Annotated in this window: 16 protein-coding genes and 1 tRNA gene; 9 read left to right on the top strand and 8 right to left on the bottom strand. The window is 64.1% G+C overall.

Annotated features, from left to right (window positions below; translation table 11 throughout):
- Positions 1–3: 3 nt before the first annotated feature.
- From M2336_RS07330 to M2336_RS07300, 7 genes are all read right to left on the bottom strand, one after another.
- Positions 4–945, bottom strand: a complete 942-nt coding sequence (locus M2336_RS07330) for an NAD(P)/FAD-dependent oxidoreductase (RefSeq protein WP_264574502.1) — start codon at positions 943–945, stop codon at positions 4–6.
- A 2-nt stretch (positions 946–947) separates the two neighbouring features.
- Complete coding sequence (locus tag M2336_RS07325) at positions 948–1,577, bottom strand: hemerythrin domain-containing protein (protein WP_264592761.1); 630 nt, start codon at positions 1,575–1,577, stop codon at positions 948–950.
- Positions 1,578–1,607: 30 nt separating this feature from the next.
- Entirely contained in the window at positions 1,608–2,501 is an 894-nt protein-coding gene (locus M2336_RS07320) for an NAD(P)H-hydrate dehydratase (protein WP_264574500.1), read from the bottom strand.
- A complete protein-coding gene (locus M2336_RS07315; RefSeq protein WP_264574499.1) occupies positions 2,498–3,256 on the bottom strand; it encodes a histidine phosphatase family protein in 759 nt (252 codons plus the stop codon). Before M2336_RS07315 ends, M2336_RS07320 begins: the two co-directional genes overlap by 4 nt.
- 291 nt (positions 3,257–3,547) lie before the next feature.
- Complete coding sequence (locus M2336_RS07310; protein ID WP_264574498.1) at positions 3,548–5,689, bottom strand: putative bifunctional diguanylate cyclase/phosphodiesterase; 2,142 nt, start codon at positions 5,687–5,689, stop codon at positions 3,548–3,550.
- Positions 5,690–6,165: 476 nt separating this feature from the next.
- Positions 6,166–8,154, bottom strand: coding sequence for a BCCT family transporter (locus tag M2336_RS07305; RefSeq protein WP_264574497.1), 1,989 nt, complete (start codon positions 8,152–8,154; stop codon positions 6,166–6,168).
- Between the two features lie 249 nt (positions 8,155–8,403).
- Positions 8,404–8,477, bottom strand: a tRNA-Gly gene (locus M2336_RS07300).
- 179 nt (positions 8,478–8,656) lie between these two features.
- Between M2336_RS07300 and trpD the strand changes: the two genes are divergently transcribed.
- The 8 genes from trpD to M2336_RS07260 all read left to right on the top strand — a co-directional run bounded on the left by trpD (position 8,657) and on the right by M2336_RS07260 (position 16,782).
- The gene (trpD, locus tag M2336_RS07295; RefSeq protein ID WP_264574496.1) at positions 8,657–9,649 is read left to right on the top strand and encodes an anthranilate phosphoribosyltransferase; all 993 of its coding nucleotides are present in this window, start codon (positions 8,657–8,659) and stop codon (positions 9,647–9,649) included.
- Positions 9,646–10,434 carry an indole-3-glycerol phosphate synthase TrpC gene (trpC, locus tag M2336_RS07290; protein WP_264574495.1) on the top strand — a complete coding sequence of 263 codons (789 nt, stop codon included), beginning with the start codon at positions 9,646–9,648 and terminating at the stop codon, positions 10,432–10,434. The genes trpD and trpC overlap by 4 nt, the downstream gene beginning before the upstream one ends.
- Positions 10,431–10,898 carry a cyclic pyranopterin monophosphate synthase MoaC gene (moaC, locus tag M2336_RS07285; RefSeq protein WP_264574494.1) on the top strand — a complete coding sequence of 156 codons (468 nt, stop codon included), beginning with the start codon at positions 10,431–10,433 and terminating at the stop codon, positions 10,896–10,898. The genes trpC and moaC overlap by 4 nt, the downstream gene beginning before the upstream one ends.
- A 21-nt stretch (positions 10,899–10,919) precedes the next feature.
- A complete protein-coding gene (gene glp / locus M2336_RS07280) occupies positions 10,920–12,125 on the top strand; it encodes a gephyrin-like molybdotransferase Glp (RefSeq protein WP_264574493.1) in 1,206 nt (401 codons plus the stop codon).
- 83 nt (positions 12,126–12,208) lie between these two features.
- Complete coding sequence (locus M2336_RS07275; RefSeq protein WP_264574492.1) at positions 12,209–13,474, top strand: FAD-dependent oxidoreductase; 1,266 nt, start codon at positions 12,209–12,211, stop codon at positions 13,472–13,474.
- Between the two features lie 3 nt (positions 13,475–13,477).
- Complete coding sequence (locus M2336_RS07270; protein ID WP_264574491.1) at positions 13,478–13,933, top strand: c-type cytochrome; 456 nt, start codon at positions 13,478–13,480, stop codon at positions 13,931–13,933.
- A 223-nt stretch (positions 13,934–14,156) separates the two neighbouring features.
- Positions 14,157–15,851, top strand: a complete 1,695-nt coding sequence (locus M2336_RS07265; RefSeq protein WP_264574490.1) for a hybrid sensor histidine kinase/response regulator — start codon at positions 14,157–14,159, stop codon at positions 15,849–15,851.
- Between the two features lies 1 nt (position 15,852).
- The gene (locus M2336_RS07260) at positions 15,853–16,782 is read left to right on the top strand and encodes a DNA-binding response regulator (protein ID WP_181558759.1); all 930 of its coding nucleotides are present in this window, start codon (positions 15,853–15,855) and stop codon (positions 16,780–16,782) included.
- Here M2336_RS07260 and M2336_RS07255 read toward each other — a convergent pair.
- Entirely contained in the window at positions 16,741–17,364 is a 624-nt protein-coding gene (locus M2336_RS07255) for a RidA family protein (protein WP_264578209.1), read from the bottom strand. The two genes, M2336_RS07260 and M2336_RS07255, sit on opposite strands and share 42 nt — an antisense overlap.
- Before the next feature lie 242 nt (positions 17,365–17,606).
- On the opposite strand from M2336_RS07255, the gene M2336_RS07250 reads away from it, so the two are divergent.
- Complete coding sequence (locus M2336_RS07250; protein ID WP_264574488.1) at positions 17,607–20,261, top strand: TonB-dependent receptor plug domain-containing protein; 2,655 nt, start codon at positions 17,607–17,609, stop codon at positions 20,259–20,261.
- Positions 20,262–20,295 lie beyond the last annotated feature (34 nt).

Raw genomic sequence — 20,295 nt, 5'->3', positions numbered from 1 at the left:
AACCTAGCGACGGATGGGCGCCACCTTGGCCAGATCGTTCCGGATCGTGGTCGCGGCGACGCCGCCCTCCCCCATCGCGTGGCTGATCTGGTCGAGGCCGAGGACGACATCGCCAGCGGCATAAAGCCCGGGGATGTCTGTGCGCTGATGGGCGTCGACCATCAGACACCCCTCGGATGTGCGACTTGCGCCGAGCATCCCGGCAAGCTCCGAGCGGATGTCAGAACCCAGCGCCGGATACAGCGTGTCGAAGCGGCGCGTCTCGCTCTCGATGCCGAGCGCGATCTGGTCTTCCACCAAGCTGATGGACGTACATTGTCCGGCGATCCCAATGCCCGCTGCCTTCAACGCAGCGTATTGCGCCGGTTCCAGACTATGGCCCCCATCAGGCGCGACCAGCGTGATATCGGCGGAATAGCCGCGAAGGAACATGGCTTCATTATAGCCGCGCTCGCCCGTTCCGAGCACCGCGATCGCCTTGTCCGTGACTTCATAGCCATCGCAGATCGGACAATAGCGGAGCCGACCGGTCGCAAGCGCGCGATCGTGGCATAGATCGTCCATCATGGTGGGGCGGCGATTGACCACGCCGGTGGCGAGCAGGACGGTCCGCGCAGCGAGACTTCGGCCGCCCGCGTGCGTGATGAACTGGCTGCCATCATGCGCCAGGCTCTCGACGGTCCCGCCCTGCAGGCACGCGCCGTAGAGGGTCGCCTGTCCACGCATTCGCGCAAGCAAATCGACGCCGGAGATGCCCTCCGGAAAGCCGGCATGATTGCGGGTGAGCGGGATCAGCGCAGCCCGGCTCTGTCCGCCGTCTATGACGCAGACCGTCAGATGAAAGCGTGCGAGATAGATCGCGGCGGTCAGCCCCGCAGGGCCGCCGCCGACGATCAGACAGTCCAGCCGTTCGGCCGAGGGGTCGGCCGGCTCCTGGACGGCCATGCTTATTTGCTGGCCTGCGCCATCAACTCGGCCTTGCGGGCCGCCAGCTCTGCGCCCAGGGCCTTGAGGTCGAGTTCGCTCTCGCGGCTTTCAGCAAACATCTCCTGCTCCTCTTCCTCGACATGATGCTCAACATATTCGCCGAGCACCGTCACTTTGGCGTCGAACAGGCGGTCACCCGCCTTCATGGCCTGGATCTCAGCGATGAGTTGCTTGGCGCTGGCATGTTCCACTTCGGCCTCGTCGAGCAGGTCATCATCGTCGATGGCCTCGCGCGCGGCGGGATAGAAGATTTCTTCTTCGATCTGCGCATGAACCGTCAGAGCGAGGCAGATCTTGTCAGCCAGCGCCTGCTTCTCGGCATCGTCTTCGAGATCAGCATATTGGTCGAAAAAGCCCTTCACCTCCTTGTGGTCGTCCTTGAGCAATTTGATCGCGTCGGCGGGCTTTGCCGCCGCCCGCTGGGTCTTGCGCGCCGTCTTCGAGGCGGGCTTCTTCGATGCGGGTTTCGCTTTGGGCTTTGCGGCAGTCTTGGTCGTGGCCATGTCGTTTCTCCATCCTGGGGGCGCAGGCGCGCGCCCCTTCGCAGAACAACCACCGAACGACGCCGCGGACCCCGCCGCGCCGCCCATATTAACCTTTGGCAATACGATTACCGTCGCTCATCGCTCCGGTTCCAGGCTAGCGATCAGCCCGGGAATGACCGGCAGAAGATCGCGCGCGAGAAATCCGACTTCGGCAATCTGGTTGGCAACGCCGGCGCCCGCCGCGCCATGGACGAAGACACCCCAGGCCGCCGCTCGCAAAGGATCGGCGCCGCGCGCGGCAAGGCCGCCGATCAGACCAGCCAACACATCGCCCGACCCGCCCGTGGCAAGACCGATGCTGCCGCCCTCGAACAGCAAGGGCTCATCCTCCCGCGGCGACGCGATCAGGGTTTCGGCGCTTTTGAGGACGACCACGGCATTGAAGGCGCGCGCGACATGCAGGGCTGCGGCGCGCGGGTCTTTGCGGATCACGTCGATGTCCTGCCCCGTCAAAAAGCTCATTTCCCGATGGTGTGGCGTCAGGATGACCCGCCCCTCATGCGCCGCCACCAGTTTCTCGAGCTTCCGGGCGCAGGTGAGGGCAGCGGCATCGAGGATGATCGTCTGGCCCGGTTTTGGCGTGCCGAGCAGCGCGGCGACAAACTGCTCGGTGCGATCCCCCGCGGACATCCCCGGCCCGAGGATGAGCGTGTCACAGCGCGCGAGGCGTTCCTGCAGCAACGCGACCGCCTCGAGCGCGATCTCGCCATCCTCATCCGCAGGCAGGGCGATCATCGCCGCCTCGGGCACCAGGACGGCGAGCGCCATCGCGGCGGATCGCACGGTCGCCATCTGGAGCTTGCCGGCTCCCGCGCGCAACGCCGCCTCGCCCGTGAGCCTGAGCGCGCCCGGCACGAACTCCGCGCCGCCGACCAGGAGAACCCGGCCCCGCGCGTCCTTATCGCCCAGCGCCGCGATCGGCGGCAGTGGATGGGCTTCGAGCCAGGCGCGGTCGAGGGTCGGCATCATCCGCGCCGCCCCGTGATCGCGTCAGGTTCGCTGGTGACCGGGGTCGCGTGGTTCTGCATCGGCGCTGTCACATTGTAGCGCTGGAGCTTGAGCCCGCCATCCCGGCCCGCCGACGGATCGAACAGATAGTCGGTAATGGCGCAATTGGCCACGTCCCCTTCCCGGTCGATCGCCAAGATGCGTTGTTCATCGAGGCTCTCGATGATGTAGCGCATGCAGAGGACCACCACCTGATGCGTGAAGATCATCACCCGCTTCCCAGCGTAATGAAGCGAGATGGTATCGAGGACCGACCGCAACCGCAGGATGACATCGCACCAGCTCTCGCCCCCGGGCGGGCGGTGATAGAATTTCCCCAGCAGGCGCCGAAATTCGGCCTGATCAGGGAAGATGTTCGCCACGCCGGGCGTGGTGAGCCCGTCAAGAATGCCGAACTCCTTCTCACGCAGGCGCTCGTCAAAGCAGATTGGCTCCTGCCGGTCGGTCCCGCCCGCCTCGCGGAAAAGCTCTGCGGTCTGAAAGGCACGGAGATAGGGAGAAGATAAGAGAATCTGTGGCCGATGCTCGGCCGGCTGCTCGCAGAACCACAGGCCCAACGCGCGCGCCTGCGCCGTACCGAGGTCGCTCAGCGGCACGTCGGCATCCCGCGAGGTCAGCGCGATCCGGTCATGCGCTGCCTCGTGCGCAGCGTCGCGGGCGACATTCCCCGCGCTCTGCCCGTGGCGCACGATAATCAACTGTTCTGGCCAATGCATACTGCCTCCGCTGGTGATCGCGGAACGTTCCTGACGCTTAATTCGATCCCCATGAGCGTGAGGCGCGGACAGCGAGCACCCCGGCGGCACCCGCGATTCAAAGCGCTCCAGTTGTTCGCTTGCGCCCCCTTGCTGTCTAAGCTGGGTGCTGCACTCAACACACCGGTCGGTTGTTGAAGCCGAACCAATGACGGCTCCGAAGGCCAGAAGATTGGGGTTTACACTATCGCTCGGTCGGCAGGAGGGGCCACGCCACCCGCTTCATTCTCGTTCAGCGGCTGCAATCGAGAATCATCTTTTCTGAGTCCCGCGCCTTAGACTGCTTTCTTGGAGTAGCTGGGAGAGTGGCATCGGGCGGCCGAACAGCCAGCCTTGCAGCCAGTGGCATCCTGCGGCCCGGGCGAGGGCCGCTTGATCTTCTGTCTCTACGCCTTCTGCCGTGATCCTAAGACCCAGAGCTTGGGCCAGCGCTACGATGGCTACCAACAAATCGCGACCTGACGCACAACCCATGGCTTCTTTCACGAAGAGCTTATCTATTTTCAGCCGGTCGAATTTGAAGGATTGGAGGTAACCAATACTTGCGAAGCCAGTTCCAAAGTCGTCCAAAGCGAGCCGGATGCCCAAGGTCCGCAGATCGGCCATGATTGCCGCAGCGGCCTGTGGCCGACCCAGCAAATAGCTTTCAGTGATCTCGAGTTCGAGCCGGTCAGCTGGAAAGCCTGTGTCGGCAAGGATTGCGCTGATCTGGTCAGCAAGATGTGCATCCCAAAACTGCGCGGGCGAGAGGTTGACCGAGAGGTCGATGCCGAGAGGCTTGATGTCGATGCAGGCCCTGCGGAGCACCTGCCCTCCCAAGGAGCCGATTAGGCCAGTCATTTCGGCAAGCGGAATGAAGACATCTGGGGGAATTGGACCTTCGGTGGGATGGGTCCATCGCGCCAGGGCTTCAAGCCCAACAATGGCGCCGGATTCCGCTAGAACAATGGGCTGATAGGCCAGTTCAATTCGATTTTCCGCGATTGCAATGCGCAGGTCCTGTTCAAGACGCTTCCGCACGAGATGTTCTTCGTCCAGTTCGAGGGTGAAGTCGCTCCAGCGGTTCTTCCCCCTGGCTTTGGCATTGTACATTGCAACGTCTGCACGGCGCATCAGCTCGTCGATATCGACGAGAGCATCTGAAGAAGACGTCACGACGCCAACGGATATTCCGATGAGAATATTGGCGCCGGCGACCGGAACCGTCGTCTGAAAGGAGGCGATGATGCGTTCGGCGAGCGAACATCCCGGGCCATCGACATCAAGCTGGCACAATATTGCAAACTCGTCGCCGCCCGTGCGAGCAATCAGCGAATGCGCCGGCGCGGCCGCTGCGAGCCGGGATGCCACCTCCCGCAGCAGGGCGTCCCCTGCGCCATGGCCATAAAGATCGTTCACGCCTTTGAAGCCATCTAGGTCCATGTAAAGCAGAACGAAATGATTACCGGTCGCAATCGCCTCGTTGAGCCGACCGAGGAGGACGCGGCGATTAGGAAGCTCCGTTAAAGGATCGTGGTTCGCCAAATGCTGAGTTCTGGCTTGGCTGGCTGTCAATGCTGCAATGGACTGCCCCCCCTGCCGCAGGATAAAAAGCGCAGCGATAACCGCGACGACCATGATGCCGGCAAACCCGGGGATGACCTCGCGACGAAATTGTGTGCCAGGGGTCTCGAACGCGACCTCAACGGATGCAATCTCGTGACCATCCATATCTCGCAGGACTAGCGCGGCGCTCGACGGGGCTGGCCGTGCCAGGTTTAGCGCTAGGGCGGGGAGATGGTGCTTGGCACGGATACTGGCGAGATGGCTCGCATCAAAACGCTCGGCTATGACGAGCAGGTGCCTCTCACCCGCAGGCGCCGACACTTTGTTGGTCAAGGGAACAACGGCAGCAACCGAGTAGACGAAAACCTGACGTTTCTCGCGGGCAAAGCCGCTGACGATTGGCGTGCCACGATCATCCATAGCACGCACTTTTGCCATCGCCGTCTGAATTGACGGACCCAGTATCTCGGCAAGTTTAGATGAGGATCGGTTCCCGTTGCTGAAGGCGTAGCGGGTCCCCCCGTCAGGACCGATGACAAAGACATGGTCATAATTCTGGGTTTTACCGAGGTAAGCCGTGATGTTGTCGTCGATCCACGCCGCGCTGAAGTCGTACGAAATGTGGCGCACTGCGTCGTCCCATTTCGCGTAGTCCTGAAGATCATGCTCCACCATGGAGACGCTTGTCGCGAGGGCAGCTTCCAGCGTCCGCGTCTCGCGTACTGCCTCAAGCCGATCCTGCGCGGAGGTCGTGACTAAAATGAGCCCTAGAATGCTTCCAAAGCACAACCCGAGAAGCAATAGCACAGGCCAGAGATAGCGAGCAGGCACGCGTTGAATGAGTGACATAGGCCTTTGCTGATATGACTGTTTTCAGCACCTTTGGGCCGCAGGTCGTACCAAGACGTTAATAAAGATTCTCCATTCACCGCATTTCGGATGGAGGGATAGCTGACGGCTTTGTCGCGTAAAACGGCCCGTGTCTCAGCAGGACCTCGCTGACAAATTTCCGTCGGAGAAAGTTGGCGAACGGACGACCTCGCTCCCTTAAAGTCTCCCTCATGCGAGCTTGCAAATCGGATGGAATTGTTCTCGGTGCCAGGGAGCCGCTGACACAACCGCGTCTTTCGCACACCCGATGGGGAACCTCCGATCAAACGCGGTCCCACGGGTTAATGTGGCTAGCGGAATGTCGCGCAAGACGGGCTTCTCTGCGCGGAAGCCTCTGACGAGAAGATCGAGGCGAAATGCCTTTTGCGTCTTATGACGACTACATTTCAGACGAGGTCTACCCGTTGCCTTCGTACTGACTGCCGCTCATCGCATCACGACATCCGCCGGCTGTGACGGAAGCGGGAATAGCGATTGAGCAGATCGTTGATCAGTTGCTCGTCGGTATAGCCGGTCACGTCATGAGGCTGCCCTCCGTCGGAAGAGTGCGCCACGGCGCGGTAATGAAGGCGCTCTCGCTCCTGGGTCTTTCGCGGTTCGGCCCAGACAAAACTCGCCACACGAAACCCGCGCGCACGGACGGTATAATCGAAGTCGCCGCGCTCGCCATGCGGGATGGTGAGTCCCACATGATCGGCATCCTGCATGAGGCGCGCGGAAATACCGCTGTCTCGCATCTGCGCCGCCACGGCCGCGAGGGCCGGCTGGGCAGTGTCGGCGAGAAATGCGAGCACTTCATCTCGATCGTGAAACCGGGTGATGGTTGCAAGGCGCTGCTGCCATGTGAAGGCGGTTTCTGCGCCCGTGGCGGCGCCCGCAGCAGACAGGTCCATCGCTTCCTGGCTCTCGGTTTGAAGCGCTCGCAACAGGCCGTAGCAAATGAACACCATGACCACAGCGAAGGGCAACGCGCTGGCGATCGCCGCGGTTTGAAGCGCCTGAAGCCCACCGGCGACCAGCAGAACCGCCGCGACACCGCCGGCGCAGACCGCCCAGAAGACGCGCTGCCAGACCGGAGGATCTTTCGCTGCGCCGGACGTGATCATATCCATGACCAACGCACCGGAATCCGCTGACGTTACGAAGAACGTGATGATGAGAAGCGTCGCGATGCCTGAAACAATGGTGGAAAGCGGGAGCTGCTCAAGCGTCTCGAACAAGGCGACCGGGAGGTTGTTAGCGACCGTATCGGCGATGTGGGCTGCGCCGCTCAGATCGAGCGCGATCGCTGTGTTCCCGAATACGGTCATCCAGAGGAAGGTGAACAATGCCGGGACGAGCAGAACGCCGCCAACAAACTGACGGATTGTGCGCCCGCGCGAGATGCGCGCGATGAACATGCCGACAAATGGCGACCATGCGATCCACCAGCCCCAGTAGAACAGCGTCCAGCTACCCAACCACGGATTGGGCTCATAGGCGTACAGACGGAAGGTGCGCTGCACGACCTCGCTGAGATAAGTCCCCACATTCTGGACGAAGGCCTGCAGCAGAAACACCGTCGACCCAGTGACGAGCACGAAGACCAGCAATAGGGCGGCTAGAATGATGTTCAGTTCGGAAAGGCGCTTCACGCCTCGGTCCAGCCCCATGACAACCGACAGCGTCGCCAACCCCGTGATGGCGGCAATCAGGACCAACTGGATGACCGTATTGCTCGGCAGACCGAACAGATAGCTAAAGCCGGCATTCACCTGCAGCACGCCCAGACCGAGCGAAGTCGCCACACCGAACATGGTGCCCAGCACGGCGAAGATGTCGACCGCGTGGCCGATAGGACCATAGATCCGCTCCCCGATCAGCGGGTAGAGCGCCGAGCGGATGGTAAGCGGCAGACCGCGACGAAAGGCGAAATAGGCAAGCGCCAGGCCGACGACGATATAGATTGCCCAGGCGTGCAGCCCCCAGTGGAAGAAGGTAAGGACCATCGCCTGACGGGCGGATTCGATCGTGCGACCTTCGCCGACCGGCGGCAAGGCGTAATGCTGGATGGGCTCGGCGACGCCGAAGAAGATCAGCCCGATCCCCATCCCCGCGCTGAACAGCATCGCGAACCATGAAGGATAGCTGTAGTCCGGCTCGCTGTCGTCGGCCCCAAGTTTTACGTCGCCATAGCGGCTGAACATCAAAAACAGGGCAAACACGAGAAAGCCGGCCACCGATGCGATGTAGAACCAGCCGAAGTCCGCCACGATGAGCGCCTGCGCAGCGGCGAATAGCCGGCCGGCAACATCAGGAGCGATTGCTCCAAACAACACAAAGGCGAGAATGAGGCCGGCCGAGACGAAGAACACGGTAGGATTGATCTCAATCCGGCGCTTTGTCGTGCCTTCCGGCGCATCATCAAACGATGGCTCGCTCACCTCTTCCCCCCATGCAGCCGGAACTCTGTTCAGGAAAGGGAACGAGGCGAAGCGCCGTCGGTTGCATATAGCTCATTCTAACGCCAGCAGTCCGTGCCAGCAGCGTGACCTTAGCGCGCGGTATCTTCTGCACCTGTCCGCTCACAAAGGGAATCAAGAGCGAAGAATGCCGCCCGATTATGAATGATCGCCCAGATCACCGCACGTGCGCAGCCGGCTTGCAACATCGCGATACGAATGAAAAAGGGCTGGAGCGGGTAGCGGGGATCGAACCCGCATCACAAGCTTGGAAGGCTAGTGCTCTACCATTGAGCTATACCCGCTCATCGACCGTCCGCCGACCCTCACCAGCACTCGGCCGGGACGACCGCTCAGTGGCGATGCGCTGGAGCCATTGCCACGACAGGCACGGCAGCGTCAACAGCTTCGCATCGCGATCCTTCGGCGACAGAGCATTGATCGACCCTCGACTTTGCGCGCCGCAGATTGCAAAGGATCGGCAATGAACAGCTTGCCCGATCCTGCCAGCCCTCTCTCGCGGGAGGACGCCGTCCGCGCCTTTGCCGCCATCCTCGATGGCACAGTGGAGGACGAAGCAATCGCCGCCTTTCTGGTCACACTGGCCGAGCGCGGCGAGACGGCCACCGAGATTGCCGCCGCCGCCCGGGAGATGCGTGCGCGCCTCATTCCCGTGCAGGCGCCGGCGGGGGCTATCGACGTGTGCGGCACCGGTGGCGATGGCCATCACACGCTCAACATCTCAACCGCCGTCAGCCTTGTCGTTGCCGCCTGCGGGGCGCCGGTTGCCAAGCATGGCAATCGCGCTGCGTCCTCCAAGGCGGGCGCCGCCGACACGCTCGAGGCGCTGGGGCTGAACCTCAACCGAGCCGCTGAGACAGCCGAGCGCACCTTGGCAGACCTCGGCATCTGCTTCCTTTTCGCGCAGAAGCATCATCCCTCGCTCACGCGGATCGCGCCGATCCGCAAGGCGCTGGGCAGGCGGACCATCTTCAACCTGATGGGGCCGCTTGCGAATCCGGCCGGCGTCACCCGCCAACTCATCGGCATTGCGCGCCCGGCCTATGTGCCGATCTATGCACAGGCGCTGGCCGAGCTGGGCACCGAGCGCGCAATGGTGATTTCCGGCGATGAGGGGCTGGACGAACTCTCCCTCGCCGGCGGAAATGACGTGGCCGATGTGACGAGCGACGGCATCGTTGCGATGCGACGGATCAGCGCCGCCGATGCCGGGCTGCCGACGCACCCTATCGACGCGATCAAGGGCGGCGACCCGGCCTACAATGCCGCGAAACTGCGGGCGCTGCTGCTGGGTGAGGCCGGCCCCTATCGCGATGCCGTGCTCTTCAATGCCGCTGCGGCGTTGATCGTCGCCGGCAAGGCCGAAACGCTGGCCGAAGGGGTCGAGGAAGCCACCGAAGCCCTCGACCGCGGCCTTGCCAATACCCTGCTCGACTGCTGGATCGCCTACGCATGAACAAGCTCGATGAAATCTGCGCCACCAAGCGGGACGAGGTCGCTGCCCGCAAGCAGGCGACGTCACTCGCTGACCTGCAGGCGATGGCCGCCTCCCAAACCCCGCCGCGCGGCTTCCGTCGCGCGCTCGATGCCAAGGTAGTGGCGGGGGGCTATGGCCTCATCGCCGAGGTGAAGAAGGCCTCGCCCTCCAAGGGGCTGATCCGCGCCGACTTCGATCCGCCGGCCCATGCCCGCGCCTATCAGGCGGGCGGCGCGGCCTGCCTCTCGGTGCTGACCGACGCGCCCTATTTTCAGGGCCATGAGGATTATCTCATCGCGGCGCGCGCCGCCGTCTCGCTGCCGGTGATCCGCAAGGACTTCATGGTCGACCCCTGGCAGGTGCTGGAGAGCCGGGCGATCGGCGCCGATGCCGTGCTGATCATCGTCGCAGCCCTCTCCGATGCGCAGATGCAGGAGATCGAGGATGCCGCGCTCGGCCTCGGCATGGATGCGCTGGTGGAGGTGCATGATGCCGCCGAGCTGGAGCGGGCGCTGACGCTGCGCTCGCGGCTGATTGGCGTGAACAACCGCAACCTCAAGGATTTCTCGGTCGATTTCGCCCGCACCTATGAGCTGGTCGGCAGCGCGCCGGAGGGCTGCACCTTCGTCGCGGAGTCCGGTCTTGGCTCGAAGGCGGACCTTGATGCCATGGCGGAGCATGGCGTGCGCTGCTTCCTGGTCGGCGAATCGCTCATGCGGCAGGATGATGTCGAGGCCGCAACGCGCGCGCTGATCGGCGCATGAGCGGCCTCAGCCATACCGACGAGGCCGGCGCCGCGCGCATGGTGGATGTAACGGCCAAGGCCGACACCAGCCGCACGGCGAGCGCCACGGGCCGCATCGACATGAACGCGGAAGCTCGCGCCGCGATTGCGGACGGCACTGCATCCAAGGGCGATGTATTCGCCGCCGCGCGCATCGCCGGCATCATGGCCGCCAAGCGCACCAGCGACATCATTCCGCTCTGTCATCCCCTGCCGCTCACCGGCCTGACCCTGGACCTTGCGCTGGATGCGGGCGGCGCCACCGCAACCGCGACTGTGCGCACATCCGGCAAGACCGGCGTGGAGATGGAAGCGCTGACCGCCGTCTCCGCCGCCCTGCTGACCCTCTACGACATGCTCAAGGCCGTGGATAAGCACATGGTCATGCGCGACATCCACGTGACGGCCAAGGCTGGCGGCAAGTCCGGCGACTGGACCGCCTGAGATCATGGCGGCGGCGCGGCCATGATCTCTGTCGATGACGCACAGCAGCGGCTGCTCGCCCTCGCCACCCCGCTGGCGCCCGGGGCGGTTCCGTTGGCTGAGGCGAACGGCAGATGGCTGGCCGCGCCGCTGACAGCAGTCCGCGACCAGCCCTGGACGGCCCTCTCCGCCATGGACGGCTATGCGATCCGTCACGCCGATCTGCCCGGGCCCTGGCGCCTGGTGGGCGAGAGTGCGGCAGGCAGCGTCCCTGCGGCTGCACCCATCGGCCCGGGCGAAGCGATACGGATCTTCACCGGCGCACCGCTGCCCCCCGGCGCGGATACCGTGGTGGTGCAGGAAGATATCGCTGCCGATGGCCTGTCCATTCGCCTGACCGGCGACGGACCGGGCGGTGCGGGGCGGCATGTCCGCCCGCGTGCCAGCGATTTTGCGCAGGGCGATACGTTGCTGCCGGCCAGCCTGCGGATCGGCCCGGCGCAAATCGGCCTGGCGGCGCTCGCGGGCCACGAAACGCTGACGGTGCATCGCCAGCCGAGGGTCGCGATCCTCTCCACCGGCGACGAGCTCGTCCCGCCCGGCGCGCCCTGCCCGCCCGGCAAGCTCCCGGCCTCCAACGGCGCGATGTTGCGCGCCATGATTGGCGGCGCGGGCGGCGTGGTGACCATCGAGCGGATCGTGCGGGACGATCTGGATGCACTTACCGCCGCGCTGCGCGATGCGGCTACCGCCGATGTCATCGTCACCTCCGGCGGAGCGTCCGTGGGCGATCACGATCTGGTGCGCCCGGCGCTGGAGGCGGCAGGCGGCAGCATCGATTTCTGGCGGATCGCCATGCAGCCCGGCAAGCCGCTAATCGTGGCGCGCATCGGGCAGCAGATCATGCTCGGCCTGCCCGGCAACCCGGTCTCGGCGATGGTCACCGGCGCGCTGTTCCTGCTGCCGCTCATTCGGCGTCTTGCCGGCGGAACCGATGTGCTGCCCAAGAGCCGCACGGTGCGGCTCGGCGCAGACCTTCCCCCAGTCGGCAAGCGCAGGCTGTTCATGCGCGCGGTGGTCGACGGTGCGGGGATCGCCACGCCGCTGGCTTTCCAGGATAGCGGCGCGATGCACGCCGCTGCGCAGGCCAATGCCCTGATCGTCCGGCCCGAAGGCGCGCCGGCCGCGCGCGCTGGGGAAGAAACTGCCGTGCTCGACTGGGCCGCGCTCGGCCTCGGCGCGGACTAAGCCTTTCCAGCACTCAATACGTATTCTGGGCAATTGCTGCCCTCCCCTCGCGGCCTACAGTCTGCGTCTCAAATGGGGGTCGCATGGCAGAATTTCGGCAAGAGGGGCAGCTGGGCGTCGAACGCCGGGCTATGCTCACAGGAACGATCGGCGCCGCAGCCATGCTGGGGCTGCAGGCCTGCGCGCCAGCCTCCGGTTCCCGTCCCGCGACCCTGCGAGCGCCGAGCCGCCGGACGGCGCTCGTTCCCATCCGCATCAGCCGTGACCAATTGATCGACGTGAAATGCTGCATCCGCCCGCTGCGCGCCGCCGGGCCGAATCTGGACGTGGAGACGGTGGGCGATGCCCTCGTCATCCATAATTATGGCCATGGCGGCAGCGGCTGGTCGCTCTCCTGGGGATCGGCCGACATCGCGGTCGGCAAGGCGCTCTCCGTGCTGCCGCGCGAGATTGCCGTGGTGGGATGCGGGATTATCGGCCTGACCACGGCCGTAATGGCGCAGCGCGCCGGCCTCAAGGTCACGCTCTATGCGCGCGAATCCATCCAGCAAACCCGCTCGTTCCGCGCCAGCGGATCGTTCACCCCGGATAGCCGCATCGCCTTGGCCGAGCCCGCCGGCCCCGCCTTTGGCGAGCTGTGGGAACGCATGGCCCGCTTCTCGTGGAAGGCCTTTCGCACCTATCTCGGTCTGCCGGGCCATCCGGTGGAGTTTGGCGATTCCTACCAGCTTTCGGATACGCCGATCACCCGGCGGGAGTGGCCAGCCGACCCTGCAATCACGCAGAGCTTCGCGACGAGTGGGCGGCCACAGCAGAATTCCGAGTTCGGCCATTATAGCGAGCGCATTCGGGACATCGTGCCGCAGGCCCAGCCGCTGAGCGCCGAGGAGAACCCCTTCCCGCAACCCCATGTGCGGCGCAGCTCGCAGATGATCTTCAACTTCGCCAGCTATGCCCATGTCATGCTCGGCGAGTTTTTCGAGCGCGGCGGGCAGTTCGTGATGCGCGACTTCGCTCGCCCGGCGGACTATGCCGCGCTCCCGCAGAAGGTCGTGATCAACTGCACGGGTTATGCGGCCCGGGACCTGTGGCAGGATAAGACCATCATCCCGGTGCGCGGCCAAACCGGCTGGCTCGTGCCGCAGCCCGACGCCTTCTACAGCGTGCGCTATCGCAATGTTTCGCTCACCTCCAAGCGCGACGGGATCGTCGTAATGAACAATAACCCCGATGTGGGCGAGATGCTGGGCGTGGGCGACAGCATGGAACTGCCCAATGTCGCCGATATCGAGAAAGGTCTGGAAATCATGGCGCCCGCCTTCGCGCCCGGCTTCCAGGCACAGGGCTGACCGATGCTGCTGCGCACCGCTCCGCTCCTGGCCGCTGCCCTGACCGCCCTCGCCGCGATAGCTGCCACGCCACCTACAGCCAGCACGCGAGACGGCGTCTATACGGCCGCACAGGCCGAGGCTGGCGCTCGCCTCTATGCCACGCGCTGCGCCATGTGCCACGGCCGAGCGCTGGAAGGCACGTTCGAGATTCCCGGCCTTGGCGATCGCTTCATGGCCCATTGGAGCAATGCCCCGCTCTCCAATCTGCATGAATATGTCGGCCGGGCCATGCCGCAATTCGCGCCCGGCTCACTGACGCCGGACGACACGACCAACATCATCGCCTTTCTGCTGCAGGCCAATGGCCTGCCGGCCGGAAGCGCTGCGTTGCCCAGCGAGGCCGGCGCTCTCGCGCGGATCACCGTGCAGCCCGCAGATCTCAAGCTCACCGCCAGGGCTGTGCCCAGAACACAATAGGCACAGCCCTTTCTCCTTATGACGCACTGCAGCAAATTTGCCACAGATTCCGGGAAAATGCCTCGCGCGCGTGCGAGGCTTTGAGTTTGTCCTTTTTGCAATGCACCATTCATCAAATGAACCGTGCGCGCGTGAACCAAGGTCGATCGCCGTTGGAGTCGGATTGTCCCGGCTTCAGGACGCTGCGTCGCCACCGCCCGCATCACCGGCAGATCGGCTGACCATGACGCGGCAGGATCTTCATCGCAGGGACACCGCTCCCATCGAGAAGATCGATGCCGCCGGCGTTCTGGAGACGCCGCCGCCCCGGCTCGCCCACCTCGTCAAGCTCGGGCTTCTCGGGCTGGCCTTTGGGGGGATTTTCGTCGGCCTGCACATGGTGTCCGACAATGAAGATCGGTTGCTGCTGGAAACGCTCACCATCCTCGATCTTTTGGCGCTGAGCTTCCTGCTGCTGCTCGGCATTCGCCGCTGGCGGGAAGCGGCGGCCTACACGATCCGCGCCCAGCATCTGGTCAGCGAACTGGAGACGGCACGGCAGAGTGCGATCAGCGCGAACCTCGCCAAAAGCCGCTACCTTGCGAGCGTCAGCCACGAGATCCGCTCGCCGCTCAATGCCATCTATGGCTATGCGCAGCTGTTCGAGCGGGGCGATGGCGTCAACGCGCAGGAGGCAGCGCGGGTCATCCTGCGCTGCTCGGAGCATCTGACCAATCTGGTCGAGGGGCTGCTGGATATCTCGCAGCTCGAATTCGGGATGCTGCGCGTGCGCACCGAAGAGGTGCGCCTCAACAGCTTTCTCGACCATATCGTCTCGATGATGCGCCCCGCCGCCCACGCCAAGGGCCTCACCTTCACGCTGGAAAAGACCGGCCGCCTGCCGGAGATCGCCCGCTTCGACCAGAACCGGCTGCGCCAGGTGCTGATCAACCTGCTCTCCAATGCGATCAAGTTCACCCAGCAAGGCAGCGTGACGCTCAAAGTGGGTTATGCCGGGCAGATCGCCACCTTTGAGGTGAAGGACACCGGCCCCGGCATCGCGCCGGAAGACCGGCAGCGCATCTTCGAGCCATTCGAGCGCGGCGAGGGGCGGGAGTCCGGCGCCGGGCTCGGCCTCGCCATCTCGCGCACGCTGGTCGAGATTCTCGGCGGCCAGCTCGATCTGGTCAGCACGCCGGAAGGCGGCAGTTGCTTCCGCATCGTGATGATGCTGAGCGAGGTGGCGGGCAAGGCCCTCTCCTCGGCGCCCATGCGCAAGCTCACCGGCTATGAGGGCAAGCCGCGCCATGTCCTGCTGGTGGAGGACGACGCCGACCAACGCCACTTCCTCGAGCAGTTGCTGCGCGGGCTCGGCTTTCAGGTTGAGGCGCGGCCCGATGGGGAACAAGCGCTGCTTGCCGCGCGCGAGACGCCGCCGGACCTCGCCATTCTGGACATCAGCCTGCCCGGTCTATCCGGCTGGGAGATCGGCTGTGAGTTGCGCGCGATGTTCGGCGACCGGCTGCAAATCCTCATGCTTTCGGCCAATAGCGAGGAACTGCACCGGCCGGAGCATGACAGTCCGCAGCACGATCGTTTTCTCGTCAAGCCGGTGGAATTTGAATCGCTCGTCGGCGCGATTGGCGATTTGCTGCAACTGACGTGGCGCTGGCAGGACGATACGCCAGATGTCGGCAGCGCCGGGCCGGATACCCCGTCCGCCCTGCAACCAGCGCCGGTTGCGCTCGACGACACCGCCCGCAAGCACATCGCCCGGATGCAGGAATGCCTGCGGATCGGGCACATTCGCGGGATCGAAACCGAGATCAAGCAGCTGGAGCGCGCCTCACCCGCCGCCGAGCCGCTCGTTCGCCAGCTTTACCAGCACCTCGACCGATACGACCTGACTGCCATGGCGCGCCTCTTACAGGATTACTGACATGATTGGCATTCCCGGACATTCGGACACCGTCCTGATCGTCGATGACGAGCCGGACACGCTGCGGATGCTCACCGCCGCGCTGGAGACAGCCGAGATTTCCGTGCTGGTCGCGACCTCCGGCCATGTGGCACTGGCACAGCTGGGCAACATCATGCCCGACCTCATCCTGATGGATGCGGTGATGCCCGGTATGGACGGGTTCGAGACCACGCAGAAGATCAAGGCCAATCCCCAGCTCGCCAGCATCCCGATCATCTTCATGACCGGCCTGACGGAGAGCGAGCATGTGGTCGAAGCCTTCGAGGTGGGCGGGGTGGATTATGTCCGCAAGCCGGTGGACCTGCAGGAGCTGCTGGCCCGCGTGCGCGTGCATATGGCCCAGGGGCGTGCCGTCCATGCCAGCGTCGCCAGTCTCGATGCGACCGACCGGCTGATCCTGGCCACCGATGCGCGCGGCAGCCTTTTGTGGTGCACCCCGCGTGCGGAACAGGCCATCTCGCGCGTCTCGCCCGGCTGGCTGCGCAGTGAATCCGCGCTGCCGGAAGAAATCCGCAACCAAATCGAGAAGCTGCTGACCAAGGACGAGGGCGTCGCCGGCAATGCCGTGCGCGTGCGACAGACCAAGGGCCAGGGCGAGCTGGAGATGCAGGTCATTGCCCATTATCGGGAGGATGAAGTGCTGATCCGCCTTAATGAGCTCAATCCCGAGCAGGATCTCGACCGCCTGCAGGAGCGCCTGCCGCTCACCCGGCGCGAGGCCGAGGTGCTGCTATGGGTGAGCTATGGCAAACCCAATCGCGTGATCAGCGATGTGCTGGAGATCAGCCCGCGTACCGTCACCAAGCATCTGGAGCGGATCTTCGACAAGCTGGGGGTGGAGACCCGCTCAGCCGCGGCGGCTGTCGCGATCCGCATGCTGGGCCAGTAGCGACTTCTTGCGCAGGGCGGGGGGAAGGCGCGGCGGCCGCATGTACGAGGCCTCCGGCGACGCGCCGCTGGACTTGCGCACCGCGATGGCCTCGATCTCGATCAGGTAGAGCGGGCCGACAAGCGCGGCGACCTGGAAAGTGGAGCGCGCAACGGTGTTGGGATTAGCCTGCGTGCCGAAGAACTGACGGAACCCCTCGTTAACGCCGGCGAAGTCCATCTTGCCGGTGCGCGGGTCCGCCGCGACGAACAGCGACAGCTTCACCAGATCGGACATCTTATAGCCCTGCGCCTCGAGCAGGCTCTTGATCTTGTTGAGGGTGCTGATCGTCTGGGCCTTGGTGTCGCCCATCTCCTCCAGCGTCTTGACCTCGCTCATCGGCTTGGCGGGATCGACCGGGGACGGCAGTTGGCCGGAGAGGTAGAAGGTCTCCATCCCCTCGCCGACGCGTACGCCATCCAGAATGATTGCGTTGGGATTGCCCTTGATCCGCGTGACCTCTGCCTGAGCGGGCGCGGCGGTCATCAGCAGCGCGGCGGCACCTGCCAGAACGGTCTTGGCCAACATGGCCTTGAGAGACATGCGACCCAGGTCGCGGCGAGCCGAATAAGCGCGTCTAATCATAGTGATGTTAGCTACGAATACCCCCCCTCCGCCACCATACGACAAAATGCGTATGTCCGAATCCCGACCACTCCGATCAGCTAGCCAGGCGCAAAACAGCATATCACAGGGCGACGCGGGACGCTCGGCGCAACAACCATAACCCGCCGAAAAGACAGACAAAAAGGAGAGCGCACCACGAGAACAAGGGGGACGTCTTCATGATCACGCGCAGAAATATTGCTGCCCTATTGCTCCTTACGAGCGCAGCCATTCCCGCCGCAGCCGTGGCGCAAACGGCCGAAACGCCGCAGGAGCCGCCGGCCGATGGCGGCGAGATCATCGTCACCGGCACCCGTTCCACCGGCATGATGGCCGCAGAGAGCGCCGCGCCGATCCAGTTGCTGAGCTCCTCCGCACTGGAAAAGGTGGGTCAGCCCAACCTCAACCAGGCCCTCACCCAGCTCGTGCCCAGCTTCCAGGCGCAGACGCAGGGCACCGATATGGCGAGCTTCTCGCTCTCGGCCCGTCTGCGCGGCCTCAGCCCCAACCACACGTTGGTGCTGGTCAACGGCAAGCGCCGCCACGGCAACTCCATCCTGCAGGTCATCAACGGCGCATTCGGCGGTTCCGCCGCGCCGAGCATCGACCTGATTCCGCCGGACATCGTTCAGCGCATCGAGGTGCTGCAGGACGGCGCCGCCGCGCAATATGGTTCGGACGCCATTGCCGGCGTCATCAACATCATCCTCAAGTCGGACACCTATGGCGGCGCGGTGAAGTTCAACGCCGGCCAATATTATGACGGCGAAGGCACGACCTACAGCGCGAGCGGCAATTTCGGCATGCCGATCGGCGAGAGCGGCTTCCTTGACCTGTCGCTCTTCCATCGTCGCAATGACTGGACAACGGTCGGCGACGGTCAGTTCTCGGTGCGGAACTATGACGGCACCACCGTCACCAACGTATCAGCAGCCTTCAAGCCGCTGCTCGACGCCTGCAATGCCGAAAATTGCACCGCCGGGATCAACGGCGGCCAGCCGGCATCCCAGCTGACGCTCGGCTTCTACAATTTCGGCTATGATTTCGGTGGCGTCGAGCTCTACTCCTTCGGCAACATCTCCTATCGTCATGGTGACGCCCTGCAGGGCTATCGCCATCCGACCCGCCTGTGCCGCACCACCGCCGGCACCGCGACGACCACGGACCCGACCAACTGCTTCGGCACCAGCGCCCAGACCGGCCTCGTGCCGCATATCGAGGTGAAGCAGGACGAATTCCAGTTCACCACCGGCCTGCGCGGCGAGATCAGCGGCTGGGACTGGGATCTGGCCGGCAGCTATTCGGAAGACGTCGCGAAAGTCTACACCACCAATTCGGCCAACGCGTCGCTGTTTGTCGCGACCGGCCAGTCGCCGTCCGACTTCTATGACGGCAGCTTCAAGTTCACCCAGTTCGTCGGCACGCTCGATCTTCGCAAGGAGTTCGACGTCGGCTTCGAGGATCCTCTGAATTTCGCCATCGGTGCGGAATATCGCAAGGAAACCTACGCCATTGGCGCCGGCGACGCGCTGTCGCGCTATGTCGAGGGCGGCCAGTCCTTCCCCGGCTATGCTCTCAGCGATGCCGGCACACTCTCGCGCAACGCCAAGGCGGCCTATATCGACGTCGCCGTCAACCCGGTGCCCGACTGGACCGTGGATGTCGCCGGCCGCTACGAGCATTACAGCGACTTCGGCGACACGACGATCGGCAAGATCACGACGCGCTACGACTTCTCGCCGGCCTTCGCGATCCGCGGGACGGCCAGCACGGGCTTCCGCGCACCTTCGCTGCAGGAATCCGGCTACTCGGCCACGAACGTCGGGCCGACCTCTGCCACGCTGCAACTTGCGCCCAGTTCGCCGGGATCGGCCAGCGCCGGGTTCGGCGCGCTCAGTCCGGAAAAGTCGGTCAACTTCTCTGCCGGTATCGTGCTCCGCCCGATCTCGCGCCTGACGATTACGCTGGATGGCTATCTCATCAAGATCAAGGACCGCATCGTGTCCTCGGGCAGCATCACCGGCCAGCAGTTCGTCAACCTGACGTCGCCGCCGCAACGTGTCGGTATCGACACGCCGGCCGCGCTGATCAATGGCCTGACGCCCTATGACCTTGTGATCAACGCCATCAATGCCAGCGGCAAGCAGCTGGATCCGACCGTGCGGACGAACGGTTCGCTCGCGATCCAGACCTTCACCAACGGCATCGATACCCGGACGATGGGCCTGGAACTCGCCGCGCGTTATCCGGTCGATCTGCCCTTCGGTAACATCGATTTCTCGATCGGCGGCAACTACAACCTCACCAAGGTCACGAAGAACAAGCTGGGCACGCTGTTCGGCCCGACCTCCGAGCAGATCATCGAGAAGGCCAGCCCGGCCTTCAAGGGCAACTTCAGCGCCCTGTTCACGAGCGGCAAGTTCACCGCCAATGCCCGCGTGAATTACTACAGCAAGACCAATCAGTTCGTGCAGCCCAACAGCACATCGGCCAACGGCAATGCGAGCCGTGGCATCGCTGCCCTGCCCGCGCCGATCCTGCTGTCGAACAACCAGCGTTACTACAATGCCGAGGTGGCGCCGGCCGCGATCGTCGATCTGGAGTTCAGCTACGAGATCACCAAGTTCGCCAACCTCGCGATCGGCGCGAACAACCTGTTCGACAAGATGCCGGAAGTACCGGCGCTCGTTGGAAACTACGATCCCGCGACGTGGCCGACGACCGGTGTCTCGCCCTACATCAACAACGGCGGCACGTTCAACGCGCCCTACACCTTCGGTCCCTACGGGTCGAACGGCGGATATTACTACGCCCGCCTGACGCTCAAGTTCTGATCGCACAAGACGAGCAACTTTACACCAACAGTAT

The organism is Sphingobium sp. B1D7B (genome assembly GCF_025961965.1).
Classification (GTDB): Bacteria; Pseudomonadota; Alphaproteobacteria; order Sphingomonadales; family Sphingomonadaceae; genus Sphingobium.
The sequence above is the reverse complement of the archived record's forward strand: the minus strand, read 5'-3'. Positions and strand labels throughout refer to the sequence as shown.

Coding starts and splice junctions, on each gene's coding strand:
- M2336_RS07330 (WP_264574502.1), bottom strand. CDS start 945: ATGGCCGTCCAGGAGCCGGCCGACCCCTCGGCCGAACGGCTGGACTGT.
- M2336_RS07325 (WP_264592761.1), bottom strand. CDS start 1,577: ATGGGCGGCGCGGCGGGGTCCGCGGCGTCGTTCGGTGGTTGTTCTGCG.
- M2336_RS07320 (WP_264574500.1), bottom strand. CDS start 2,501: ATGATGCCGACCCTCGACCGCGCCTGGCTCGAAGCCCATCCACTGCCG.
- M2336_RS07315 (WP_264574499.1), bottom strand. CDS start 3,256: ATGCATTGGCCAGAACAGTTGATTATCGTGCGCCACGGGCAGAGCGCG.
- M2336_RS07310 (WP_264574498.1), bottom strand. CDS start 5,689: ATGTCACTCATTCAACGCGTGCCTGCTCGCTATCTCTGGCCTGTGCTA.
- trpD (WP_264574496.1), top strand. CDS start 8,657: ATGAACAGCTTGCCCGATCCTGCCAGCCCTCTCTCGCGGGAGGACGCC.
- trpC (WP_264574495.1), top strand. CDS start 9,646: ATGAACAAGCTCGATGAAATCTGCGCCACCAAGCGGGACGAGGTCGCT.
- moaC (WP_264574494.1), top strand. CDS start 10,431: ATGAGCGGCCTCAGCCATACCGACGAGGCCGGCGCCGCGCGCATGGTG.
- glp (WP_264574493.1), top strand. CDS start 10,920: ATGATCTCTGTCGATGACGCACAGCAGCGGCTGCTCGCCCTCGCCACC.
- M2336_RS07275 (WP_264574492.1), top strand. CDS start 12,209: ATGGCAGAATTTCGGCAAGAGGGGCAGCTGGGCGTCGAACGCCGGGCT.
- M2336_RS07270 (WP_264574491.1), top strand. CDS start 13,478: ATGCTGCTGCGCACCGCTCCGCTCCTGGCCGCTGCCCTGACCGCCCTC.
- M2336_RS07265 (WP_264574490.1), top strand. CDS start 14,157: ATGACGCGGCAGGATCTTCATCGCAGGGACACCGCTCCCATCGAGAAG.
- M2336_RS07260 (WP_181558759.1), top strand. CDS start 15,853: ATGATTGGCATTCCCGGACATTCGGACACCGTCCTGATCGTCGATGAC.
- M2336_RS07255 (WP_264578209.1), bottom strand. CDS start 17,364: ATGTCTCTCAAGGCCATGTTGGCCAAGACCGTTCTGGCAGGTGCCGCC.
- M2336_RS07250 (WP_264574488.1), top strand. CDS start 17,607: ATGATCACGCGCAGAAATATTGCTGCCCTATTGCTCCTTACGAGCGCA.